This is a genomic window from Roseovarius sp. TE539 (genome assembly GCF_003298505.1).
Classification (GTDB): domain Bacteria; phylum Pseudomonadota; class Alphaproteobacteria; order Rhodobacterales; family Rhodobacteraceae; genus Roseovarius.
Map to the genome: position 1 here is coordinate 229,197 of NZ_QNGB01000001.1, position 10,730 is coordinate 239,926.

The window sequence follows — 10,730 nt, forward strand, 5'->3', positions numbered from 1 at the left end:
TTGATTACGCGGCTGCGCGGGATTGATTGCGGATGAGTTCCGCTGCAAGCGCGCGATAAGCTTCTGCCCCGCGCGACGAGGTGTCATACTTAAGCACCGGTAGCGCATAGGAAGGTGCCTCGCTCACACGAACATTCCGGGGAATGAGGGTTCGGAACACGAGGTCGCCCAAGTTTTCACGCGCATCCTGCTCCACTTGTGCCGACAGGTTGTTGCGTGCGTCGTACATGGTGAGGACAATTCCCTCGATCCGCAGATCTGGGTTGGCCGTCTGCCGAACCTCGCGAATGGTTAGCATGAGCTGGGACAAGCCCTCCAATGCAAAAAATTCGCTCTGAAGGGGCACAAGAACAGAATGCGCTGCGACCATCGCGTTGACAGTGAGCAGGTTCAACGATGGCGGACAATCAACAAGAATGAAGTCGAGTGCGTAGGTATCAAGCGCTGGTTGCCGCAATGCATCATGTAAAAGGAAACTTCGCTTTTCATTGCTGATCAGTTCGATATCGGCCGAACTCAGATCGACGGTGGCCGGTATGATCAGAAGCCTTTCATCTCCGGTCTCGCGAACGATATCGCGCAGCGGAACGTCATCCAGAAGAAGATCATAGGTCGTCGCCTCACGGTCACCCGCCTCGACGCCGAGGCCTGTAGAGGAATTGCCTTGCGGGTCCAGATCGACGATCAGCACCCGAAAACCTGCTTCGGCAAGTGCGGCGCCGAGATTGATTGTCGTTGTCGTCTTGCCGACACCGCCTTTCTGATTGGCAATGGCAATGATCCTTGGACCTTGAACGAGGATCGGGTCAGGCACGGGAAACTCCTTTTATGGTAAGGATGACGGGGCCGATTTCAGTTATACTTTTATCAACGTGATACGTGAAATTCCACGTTCTTTGCGCGTCGTCCACCTCTTTTCGCCAGGCTGCCCCCTTTTGAAAAAGCGCTATACCCGTGCTGGCAAGGTGTTGTTCTGCGAATGGAAGAAGTTCCGTCAACGGTGCGAGCGCCCTTGCCGAAAGGACATCTGCGTTGAGCGCCGGTATGTCTTCGATTCTGGCCGCTCGAACCTCCGCGGAGATCCCCGTTTCGCGTATCGCTGTGCGCAGGAAGGCGCATTTGCGCCCGTCGCTTTCGACCAGCGTCAAACGCCGTGGCGAGTTGCGTTCGGAAGCCAGAATTCCAACAACCAGCCCGGGAAAGCCACCGCCCGATCCCAGATCAGCCCAGTGATCCACCGGATGTTCAACGAAATCCATTAGCTGAGCGCTATCAGCAAGGTGGCGGGTCCAGAGCTGCGGCAGCGTGTTTTTGGAGACAAGGTTTATCCGGGGATTCCATCGCTCCAAAAGGGCCGCCAGCCGGTAAAGCTTGTCGAGTGTTTCACGTGAAACATCCGCGAACGGATCTGGCCCGCTCATGCTGAATCTTTATGTTTGCCCTGCCGAATACATGAGAGAATCAGCGTCAGAGCAGCAGGAGTCATCCCGTCTATCCGCCCGGCTTGGCCCAGATTCCCCGGCCTTGTTTGTTTCAGCTTTTCCTTGAGCTCATTCGACAGCCCGGTTACCGCCGCATAGCTAAAATCGTCGGGAATCACCTGCGATTCATCGCGCTGAAGACCGGCGACATCCCTTTTTTGCCGTTCTATGTAGTTCGCATACAACGCCTCACGTTCCAGTTGGCGCCGGCTCTCTTGATCAATGACCGACCATTCCGAATTTAGGACTGTGATCTCATCGAAACCCACTTGCGGCATGCTCAGAAGTTCCAGGCCGTTGCGGCGCGATCCATCCTGGCTGACCTTGAGCCCGAGATCAGCCAGTGCATTAGCGGAATAGCTTTCGCTTTGCAGCATGCGCCTTGCCGCCTCAAGACGGTCCATTTTTTCCTCGAACGCCGCTTTTCGGGCTTCACTGACACATCCAATTTCAATCCCCGACGGCGTCAGCCTCTGATCGGCGTTATCCGCACGAAGCGATAATCGGAACTCGGCGCGGGAGGTGAACATACGATACGGCTCGGACACGCCACGCGTGACCAGATCATCAATCATCACGCCGATGTAGCTGTTGCTACGGCTGAAGCTGATGCCATCTCGGCCGGCCACCGCCAGAGCGGCGTTCAGCCCGGCCACCAGCCCTTGTGCTGCCGCCTCTTCATATCCGGTTGTGCCGTTGATTTGGCCAGCCAGCAGTAACCCCGGAATACCCTTCACCGCCAAACAGGAATCCAGAGCGCGTGGATCGACGAAATCATACTCGATGGCATATCCGGGTTGCAGAATCGTTGCATTCTCCAGCCCATTGATCGAACGCACATACGCTTCCTGCACCTCGACCGGGAGGGACGTCGATATTCCATTCGGGTAAATGACGTTATCCGAAAGGCTTTCCGGCTCCAGAAATATCTGGTGAGCTTCCTTGTCGCCAAAACGCACGACCTTGTCCTCGATGGACGGACAGTATCGTGGGCCGACACCGTCGATGTGACCGCCATACATAGCCGACCGTTCGAGGTTACTTTTGATTATATCGTGCGTACGCTCATTGGTATGGGTGATGCCGCAGGATACTTGTTGGCATTTCGGAGCCTCGGACAGAAATGAAAACATAACCGGATCGTCGTCCGGTGCCTGCATCTCCAGGCCAGACCAATCGATGCTCCGCCCGTCCAACCGCGGCGGTGTGCCGGTCTTCAGACGACCAAGACTCAATCCGAAGTCATCTATGCGTTCGGCCAGTCGCACCGAAGGTTTGTCACCCATACGCCCGCCGGGACGCGATACGTCACCTATGTGGATGACGCCCCGCAGAAACGTCCCCGTAGTCAACACGACACTTGCCGCGCTTATCCGAGACCCGTCCGCCAGCACGACACCCCGCACGCAACCGGCTGTAACAATGAAATCCGCCACCTCGCCCTCGATTATTTCGAGATTGGGCTCTCCCTCAGTCCGCGACAACATGTACTTGCGATAAATATGCCTGTCGGCCTGAGTACGTGGTCCCTGAACCGCCGGACCCTTACGGCGATTCAACAGACGAAACTGGATCCCAGCCGCATCCGCAGCTTTCCCCATCACGCCATCAAGCGCATCAATCTCACGAACAAGATGACCTTTACCAAGACCACCAATCGCCGGGTTACACGACATGACACCGATACCTTCTCGGTCAAGTGTGACCAACGCTGTCGCCACACCAAGCCGGGCCGCTGCGTGCGCTGCTTCGGCGCCGGCATGTCCACCCCCGATTACCACGACGTCAAAATCCTGTTTCACGTGAAACACTCCTCACTTACCCAGGCAGAAGCTCGAGAAAATTTCGTCAAGTACAGCTTCGACATCTACGCGTCCTACCAGAGAATCAAGCGCCCGAACACCACGCCGCACCTCTTCGGCAGCCAGTTCGGTTTCCGTTGCGCCGGACGAAAGACAATTCATGGCCGCGTCCAGTGCTTCAACGCCTGCACGCATACCCTGCGCGTGGCGAGTCCGCGTTGCCAAACCGGTTCCAGCATTCTGCGCGCCCAGCTTGTCGGCAATCTCACCCAACAGCTGGTCCACGCCTTCACCTGTCAACCCCGACACGGATGCGCTTCTCCCCGGAAACAGGTCACCCTTGCATTGACGCACAATATCACTCGGCCCCGGTTCCAGAAGCGGTGGCGCGCCGCCATCCGTAAGAAAAACCCTCAGGTCAGCGTTTACAGCACGCTCACGAGCCCGCTCGATACCGATCGCTTCGATCTCTTCACCACCAATCCGGAGCCCCGCCGTATCGAGAAGCATCACCGGCAAGCCCTGGATGTCCATCCTTACCTCGATAACGTCACGTGTCGTACCCGCAAGCGAAGACGTTATTGCAGCCTCCCGGCCTGCGAGACAATTCAAAAGCGTCGATTTCCCAACATTGGGCGCGCCCACGATCGCCACCTCGAACCCGGCTCGGATACGCTCAGCATGACCAACATTTGAAATTTCCTTGCTCAGGCTCCCTCTCACTGCCTCGATCAGCTTGGTCACTTCGGGCGTAACATCAACCGGTACATCCTCATCGACGAAATCGATGGTCACCTCAAGAAGGGCCGCCGCCCGCACCAGCGCCTCTCGCCATTCGTCTGCACGCCGGCCAAGATCGCCGGCCAGTACCCGTGTTGCCTGACGCCTTTGCGCTTCGGTTTCAGCCGCAATAAGATCTGCCAAACCCTCGACCTGCGCAAGGTTCATCTTCCCATTTTCCATTGCGCGCCGGGTGAATTCTCCAGGATCGGCAACTCTTAGGCCCGGAATCCCGCTCAACATCTCCAAGACGGCAGATATTACAGCCGGGCTGCCGTGAACATGGAACTCCACCACCTCCTCGCCGGTAAAACTTCGGTTCTCGGAAAAGGTCAGGACCAACGCCTCGTCTATCCGGCCGCCGTCGGGGCGCCGCAACACACGAAGCGATGCCACCCTTCTTGCCGGCACGTCACCGGCACACTGCTTGCACGCCTCGAACGCATCAGGCCCGCTTACCCGAATGACAGCGACGCCGGCCATGCCGCGTGCAGAAGCAACCGCGAATATCGTATCCAAGACTGTTACCCTTACCTCGCCTCGGCGGTCAGGTATTCATGGAGTCAAAGAATTCCGAGTTTGTCTTTGTCTGCTTCAACTTCGACAAAAGAAACTCGATCGCATCCGTCGTCCCCATCGGGTTCAGGATACGGCGCAAAACGAACGTCTTCTGCAAGTCGCTCTTTTCGATCAGCAGATCCTCTTTCCGCGTCCCGGACTTCAAGATGTCGATGGCCGGGAAAACTCTCTTGTCAGCGATCTTGCGGTCAAGAATGAGTTCGGAGTTGCCTGTGCCCTTGAACTCCTCGAAAATGACCTCGTCCATGCGGCTACCGGTATCGATGAGGGCTGTTGACACGATCGTCAGGGATCCGCCCTCCTCGATATTCCGGGCTGCCCCGAAAAACCTTTTGGGGCGCTGAAGCGCGTTGGCATCAACGCCACCGGTCAACACCTTTCCCGACGACGGAACAACCGTATTGTAGGCCCGGCCAAGCCGCGTGATGGAGTCCAGCAGGATCACGACATCACGTTTGTGTTCCACAAGCCGTTTCGCCTTCTCGATGACCATTTCCGAAACAGCCACGTGCCGCGTCGCGGGTTCGTCGAAGGTCGAGCTGATGACCTCTCCCTTGACGCTTCTCTGCATGTCCGTCACTTCTTCGGGCCGTTCGTCGATCAGCAGAACGATCAGGTAACACTCCGGGTGGTTCTTCTCGATGCTTGCCGCTATGTTCTGCAGGATAACCGTCTTCCCGGTCCGCGGAGGCGCAACAATCAGGGACCTCTGGCCTTTCCCGATCGGCGCGACAAGATCTATCACCCGTGCAGACTTGTCCTTGATCGTCGGATCCTCGATTTCCAGCTTGAACCTTTCGTCCGGATACAGCGGCGTAAGGTTGTCGAATGCGATCTTGTGACGGGCTCGCTCCGGATCCTGAAAGTTGATCTGGCTGACATTGGTAAGCGCAAAGTACCTTTCACTCTCTTCAGGCTGTTTCATCTCACCTTCTACGGTGTCACCTGTCCGGAGCGAATAGCTCTTGATGGTTTCGGGGGACACGTAGATATCGTCGGGGCCCGGCAGATAGTTCGCCTCCGGCGATCGCAGGAAACCGAACCCGTCCTGTAACACCTCGAGGACACCATCCCCGAAAACTGTCCAGCCGTCCTCCGCCCGTTCCTTCAGGATCGAGAACATCATCTCGCCCTTGCGCATCGTCGAGGCGTTCTCGATCTCCAGATCTTCGGCCATCGTTAGGAGTTCCTTGGCGCTATGCGCCTTGAGGTCGGACAGGTTAAGACGATCTTCGGACATTGGAACAACCCTCGGCAAACGCGTGTCGGCGCATACGGCTATGGAGAATGGAAAAGGATAAACCCGGACGAGCTTCCGGCCGCGTGCATACAGCGTCGGAATGACCGCGTCAACGTACCTCAGAACCGGACGACGACGGAAAGGACGATCACAACCATCAAAAGCGTGGGAACCTCGTTCATCATCCGGAACTGTCGTCCTGTCATTTCATTGGACCCGGTAATGAAATCCTTGCGACGACGGCCCAGCCAATGGTGAAACCACGTCATGGCGACAATACCCGCGCCCTTGGTATAAGGCCACACCGCATACCAGTCCACGACACCGGGGGTAGCGACCAGCAACAAACCGAAGATCCATGTTGCGACCATCGCGGGGTTCATGATCACCCTGAGAAGCTTCCTCTCCATTTTCTGAAAAATGACATCCAGCGGCTCCCCGGATGTTGTTTCCTCGACGTGGTAGACAAACAACCGAGGGAGGTAGAACAGACCTGCCATCCAAGCGATCACCGACATGATATGCAGTGCCTTGGTCCAGGGATAGAAAAGGATCAGGATTTCAATCATGCTGTGCCTCCGCCCAACCTTATGGACCCCCTTAAATAAAAAGAAAATGGAATAGGAAGATGTTTTTGTAGGAGTACCGGTTGTCTGTGGATTATCAGGTTCTCCGCATGTTGGTCCACAGAGGTTTTACTTGGGGATAAACTATGGGATGAATCAGCCCTGGGTTTGTCAAGATCATATAAAACACTTATATCGCAAAAGGTTATACAACAGAGAGGTATTTCTCTACATCGGGATAAATCACGTAACCCACAGCGCCTCCCGTACCTTCACCACGGCTGATTTATACCGATCCACATGGGCATGACATCCCTGGATACAGCCGGAGCCCTGCCGGAACTCCAGACCGACAAGCAGGGATGGAAAGAGTTCCCCACGGGCGTTAGGACGTCCGCATATCATACACGGAGTTCTCCACATGACAGAACGCCTTATCCTCGCGTCCGGGTCCGCAGCCCGGTCCATGCTCCTGAGCAACGCGGCGTTGAAATTCAGTGCGATCCCCGCCAAGGTGGACGAGCACATGATGAAAAAAGCGCTCCTGGCGGACGCCGCCACACCGCGCGATATCGCGGATACACTGGCGGAAATGAAGGCACGGCGGGTGAGTGAACGATATCCCGGTTCACTGGTCCTGGGATGTGACCAGATACTGGAGTTTGACGGGCAGGTCTTGAACAAGCCGCAAACACCTGAAGATGCGATCGGGCAATTGAAGCTCATGCGCGGAAAAAACCATGACCTCCTGAGCGCGGCGGTCATATGTGCGGACGGGGCACCGATCTGGCGGCATGTCGGTGTGGTGCATATGGAGATGCGCAAATCATCGGATGACTTCCTGGAGTCATATGTGAGTCGCAACTGGACGAGCATTCAGGAAACCGTTGGCGCATACAAGCTTGAGGAGGAAGGGGTGAGGCTTTTCTCACGTATCAAAGGAGATTATTTTTCCGTCCTTGGATTGCCCCTACTCGAAGTCCTGTCATTTCTGGCAGTGCGAGGAGAAATTGAAACATGACCGAGCAGAAAATTCCCTTGGCGGGTGTCATCGGCACGCCTGTCGCACATTCGAAGTCACCGCAGCTTCATCGTCATTGGCTGAACACCCATGGCATTACCGGGTACTACATACCGATGGACGTCAGCACGGATGATTTCGAGACTGTCCTCAGAACACTGCCGAAAGCAGGTTTTGTCGGTGTCAACGTAACGGTGCCGCACAAGGAGACCGCGCTGGCCCTCGCGGATCTTGCAACCGACCGTGCAACCCTCATCGGTGCAGCAAACACGTTGATCTTCCGAAAGGATGGCAAGATACATGCCGACAACACGGATGGTTATGGATTCATCGAAAACCTGAAGCAGTCCGGCCTCGCCTGGAATCCGGCTTCGGGCCCCGCGGCGGTTCTGGGGGCTGGTGGCGCGGCCCGTGCCGTGGTTGCGTCCCTGCTTGATGCGGGCGTTCCAGAGATCCTGATCTCGAACCGAACGCGCGTCCGGGCCGAAAGCCTGCAATCTGATTTCGGCAAACGGCTCAAGATCTACGACTGGGTTCAAGCCGGGAACATGCTGGAAGATGCGACAACCGTGATCAACACCACGTCACTCGGCATGCTTGGCCGGCCGCCTCTGCGTGTTCCCCTTGATGGGTTGCGCAAGGGCGCCGTGGTCACCGATCTGGTGTATGCACCGCTGAAAACGCGCTTCCTTGAGGTGGCAGAGGAAATGGGCTGCCACACCGTGGATGGCTTGGGCATGCTGCTCCATCAGGCGGTCCCCGGATTCGAGCGCTGGTTCGGAACACGCCCCGAGGTTGACAGTGCAGCCCGGGCGGCGGCGCTTCGATGACGTTCTGCCTTGGTCTTACAGGCTCCATCGGAATGGGCAAATCCACTACCGCGGCAATGTTTGCCGAAGAGGGCTGTGCCGTCTGGGATGCGGATGCCGCGGTTCACCGCCTGTATGTGCCCGGAGGCGCTGCCGTGGAGCCACTGGCCGATATCCTGCCGGATGCGATTTTCGGTGAATGTGTCTCGCGGGAACGGCTTCGTGATCTTATACGTGACGACCCGACGGTCTTGCCCAAGGTCGAGGCCGTGGTTCATCCGCTGGTGGCTGAGGACAGGAAGAATTTCCTGCAGCAGACGGATGCCGATATCGTGGTCTTCGACATACCGCTGCTTTTCGAAACCGGAGCCGAGGCGACCATGGATGCGGTTGCCTGCGTGACGGTTGCCCCCGAAATTCAGCGCCAGCGCGTACTGGCCCGGCCGGACATGACCGAAGCGCGGTTCGAGGCGATGCTTTCAAAACAGATGCCTGACAGCGAGAAAAGGCAACGCGCGGATTACCTGATCGTGACGGATACCATGCACCACGCGAAACAGCAGGTACATGACATCGTGAAAAAAATAAGGACAGAACAACAAGATGCGTGAAATCGTTCTGGATACAGAAACAACGGGACTGGATCCTGAACAAGGCGACAGGATCGTGGAAATCGGTGCAGTGGAACTCCTGAACCACATGCCCACCGGCAGAACTTTCCACCAATACATAAACCCCGAGCGGGACATGCCGCAGGAAGCCTTCGAAGTGCATGGTCTTGGCACCGAGTTTCTGAGGGACAAGCCGCGTTTCGCAGGGATCGCGAACGACTTCCTCGAATTTATTTCGGATGCGAGGCTGGTGATTCACAACGCCGCATTCGACATGAAATTCATAAATGCGGAATTCGGTTGGTTGAAGTTGCCGGCGCTGCCCTGGGAAAGGGCGGTGGATACACTGGCCATCGCACGTCGGCGATTCCCCGGATCTCCTGCGTCACTCGATGCCTTGTGCCGACGCTTCGGAATCGACAATTCCAGCCGTACGCTTCACGGCGCCTTGCTGGACTCCGAGATCCTTGCCGAGGTGTATCTCGAGCTTATCGGTGGCCGACAGCCCGACTTCGCCCTTTCCGGAACAATCGGGCAAAACCGGGGCGCGTCCGCAGGCCAGGAATGGCGCGCCCGTCCGCGGCCCAAGGCGCTTCCGTCAAGGGTGCATCCGGAAGAGGCGTCGGCTCATGCCGATTTTGTCGCCTCTATGGGTGAAGATGCCCTTTGGCGAAAAATCGAAACCGGTTGATCAGGCGGTGCCGGCCGTCTCAGCCTCTTCGGCCTGCCGGCGTGCGATCTCGTTACGGTAGATCTGTACGAAGTCGATGTTTTCCAGATTGAGCGGCGGAAAGCCACCGTCCCGCGTGACATCGCTGACGATGCGGCGCATGAACGGGAAAATCATGCGCGGACATTCGATCAGAAGAAAAGGATGAAGCTGATCCTGCGGCACGTTCTCGACATGGAAAACCCCCGCGTATTCCATTTCGAGTATGAACAGGGTGTCCTGGCTTTCCTTGTCCTTGGACGTGACCCGAAGTTTGGTCGTCACCTCGTACTGGTGCTCGGTACTGCGCTTCTTGGCATCGAGGTTGACCTCAACGGAGACATCAGGCTGGACCTCGCCGCCATGTCCACGTTGTGCTAGCACGTTTTCAAACGAAAGGTCGCGAACAAACTGCGTGAGCGTTTGCATCCTGACCTGCGGCTTCTCTTCCGCGCTACCGTTGCCCTGTTCATTCTCGGCCATCACCATCTCTCCAGGCTATCGATGTTCGGGAAATCCTGTAGCAGGCCGGGCAAGGGGCCTCAATGCCTTGTCCACCCCGATTGACCGTCCGTTCCTGTCGAGGGCGGGTCGACTTCGTCATAATCACCTTCGATTATGCCAGGATCATGCGGACGGTGCCGCCGAGGGTCGCGTCCGGGCGCGGCGGTGGTGAAGGAACGGACCTCGACCCGCGCCCGCAGGTACCGGTAGGCCGCCCGCCGAACCCCCGGAACCAGCAATGCGAAACCGACACCATCAGTAAAAAACCCGGGGGTCAGCAAAAGCGCACCGGCGACAAGTATCATTGCCCCGTGGACAAGTGCTTCGGACGGATCGGACTGCCGCGAGAAGGACGTTCTGAGATCCTCGAGCGCCATGGCCCCCTGAGCACGCACGAGCACTGTTCCAAGAATGGCGGTGATGACGACGATGGCAAGAGTGGGCCACAGACCGATAAATCCCCCAACCTGAATGAACAGCGCGATCTCAATCAACGGCACGCCGAGAAACGCGAAAAATAGCCACATGTCCTGACCTCCGGTCTTTTGCAGGCGGATGGTAGACTTGACCCCCACCGTCACTTACATAAGTGCTGAGACATAGCTTTCCATGCCCTGCGCGAAACGAG

At 57.0% G+C, this 10,730-nt stretch carries 12 protein-coding genes; 4 read left to right on the top strand and 8 right to left on the bottom strand.

All coding sequences use genetic code 11. The features are described from left to right. Positions 1 to 4 precede the first annotated feature (4 nt). The 6 genes from DQW77_RS01125 to hemJ all read right to left on the bottom strand — a co-directional run bounded on the left by DQW77_RS01125 (position 5) and on the right by hemJ (position 6,451). A complete protein-coding gene (locus DQW77_RS01125) occupies positions 5 to 814 on the bottom strand; it encodes a ParA family protein (RefSeq protein WP_113256313.1) in 810 nt (269 codons plus the stop codon). After that, positions 807 to 1,421 carry a 16S rRNA (guanine(527)-N(7))-methyltransferase RsmG gene (rsmG, locus tag DQW77_RS01130; RefSeq protein WP_113256314.1) on the bottom strand — a complete coding sequence of 205 codons (615 nt, stop codon included), beginning with the start codon at positions 1,419 to 1,421 and terminating at the stop codon, positions 807 to 809. Before rsmG ends, DQW77_RS01125 begins: the two co-directional genes overlap by 8 nt. After that, the gene (mnmG, locus tag DQW77_RS01135) at positions 1,418 to 3,292 is read right to left on the bottom strand and encodes a tRNA uridine-5-carboxymethylaminomethyl(34) synthesis enzyme MnmG (RefSeq protein ID WP_113256315.1); all 1,875 of its coding nucleotides are present in this window, start codon (positions 3,290 to 3,292) and stop codon (positions 1,418 to 1,420) included. Before mnmG ends, rsmG begins: the two co-directional genes overlap by 4 nt. 3 nt (positions 3,293 to 3,295) lie before the next feature. After that, a complete protein-coding gene (gene mnmE, locus DQW77_RS01140; RefSeq protein WP_113256316.1) occupies positions 3,296 to 4,582 on the bottom strand; it encodes a tRNA uridine-5-carboxymethylaminomethyl(34) synthesis GTPase MnmE in 1,287 nt (428 codons plus the stop codon). A 28-nt stretch (positions 4,583 to 4,610) separates the two neighbouring features. After that, a complete protein-coding gene (gene rho, locus DQW77_RS01145; RefSeq protein ID WP_113256317.1) occupies positions 4,611 to 5,882 on the bottom strand; it encodes a transcription termination factor Rho in 1,272 nt (423 codons plus the stop codon). 119 nt (positions 5,883 to 6,001) lie between these two features. After that, entirely contained in the window at positions 6,002 to 6,451 is a 450-nt protein-coding gene (hemJ, locus tag DQW77_RS01150; protein ID WP_113256318.1) for a protoporphyrinogen oxidase HemJ, read from the bottom strand. Between the two features lie 418 nt (positions 6,452 to 6,869). Here hemJ and DQW77_RS01155 point away from each other — a divergent pair, with 418 nt between their 5' ends. The 4 genes from DQW77_RS01155 to dnaQ are packed head-to-tail and all read left to right on the top strand — an operon-like array spanning position 6,870 to position 9,580. After that, entirely contained in the window at positions 6,870 to 7,469 is a 600-nt protein-coding gene (locus DQW77_RS01155) for a nucleoside triphosphate pyrophosphatase (RefSeq protein ID WP_113256319.1), read from the top strand. Next, positions 7,466 to 8,299: a shikimate dehydrogenase gene (locus DQW77_RS01160; protein ID WP_113256320.1), complete on the top strand. Its 834-nt coding sequence runs from the start codon at positions 7,466 to 7,468 to the stop codon at positions 8,297 to 8,299. The genes DQW77_RS01155 and DQW77_RS01160 overlap by 4 nt, the downstream gene beginning before the upstream one ends. After that, positions 8,296 to 8,889 (top strand): dephospho-CoA kinase, encoded by a 594-nt coding sequence (gene coaE / locus DQW77_RS01165; RefSeq protein ID WP_113256321.1) that lies wholly within the window; start codon positions 8,296 to 8,298, stop codon positions 8,887 to 8,889. The genes DQW77_RS01160 and coaE overlap by 4 nt, the downstream gene beginning before the upstream one ends. Continuing rightward, positions 8,882 to 9,580, top strand: a complete 699-nt coding sequence (dnaQ, locus tag DQW77_RS01170; protein WP_113256322.1) for a DNA polymerase III subunit epsilon — start codon at positions 8,882 to 8,884, stop codon at positions 9,578 to 9,580. Before coaE ends, dnaQ begins: the two co-directional genes overlap by 8 nt. Here dnaQ and secB read toward each other — a convergent pair whose 3' ends face one another. Together secB and DQW77_RS01180 are read right to left on the bottom strand one after the other, a co-directional pair. Continuing rightward, entirely contained in the window at positions 9,581 to 10,081 is a 501-nt protein-coding gene (secB, locus tag DQW77_RS01175) for a protein-export chaperone SecB (RefSeq protein ID WP_113256386.1), read from the bottom strand. Positions 10,082 to 10,140: 59 nt separating this feature from the next. Further along, entirely contained in the window at positions 10,141 to 10,629 is a 489-nt protein-coding gene (locus DQW77_RS01180; RefSeq protein ID WP_113256387.1) for an FxsA family protein, read from the bottom strand. Positions 10,630 to 10,730 lie beyond the last annotated feature (101 nt).

Bases quoted from the DNA above. Each gene is read 5' to 3' on its own strand.
- rho (WP_113256317.1), bottom strand. From the start codon at position 5,882: ATGTCCGAAGATCGTCTTAACCTGTCCGACCTCAAGGCGCATAGCGCC.
- secB (WP_113256386.1), bottom strand. From the start codon at position 10,081: ATGGCCGAGAATGAACAGGGCAACGGTAGCGCGGAAGAGAAGCCGCAG.
- coaE (WP_113256321.1), top strand. From the start codon at position 8,296: ATGACGTTCTGCCTTGGTCTTACAGGCTCCATCGGAATGGGCAAATCC.
- dnaQ (WP_113256322.1), top strand. From the start codon at position 8,882: ATGCGTGAAATCGTTCTGGATACAGAAACAACGGGACTGGATCCTGAA.
- DQW77_RS01160 (WP_113256320.1), top strand. From the start codon at position 7,466: ATGACCGAGCAGAAAATTCCCTTGGCGGGTGTCATCGGCACGCCTGTC.
- DQW77_RS01155 (WP_113256319.1), top strand. From the start codon at position 6,870: ATGACAGAACGCCTTATCCTCGCGTCCGGGTCCGCAGCCCGGTCCATG.
- hemJ (WP_113256318.1), bottom strand. From the start codon at position 6,451: ATGATTGAAATCCTGATCCTTTTCTATCCCTGGACCAAGGCACTGCAT.
- rsmG (WP_113256314.1), bottom strand. From the start codon at position 1,421: ATGAGCGGGCCAGATCCGTTCGCGGATGTTTCACGTGAAACACTCGAC.
- DQW77_RS01180 (WP_113256387.1), bottom strand. From the start codon at position 10,629: ATGTGGCTATTTTTCGCGTTTCTCGGCGTGCCGTTGATTGAGATCGCG.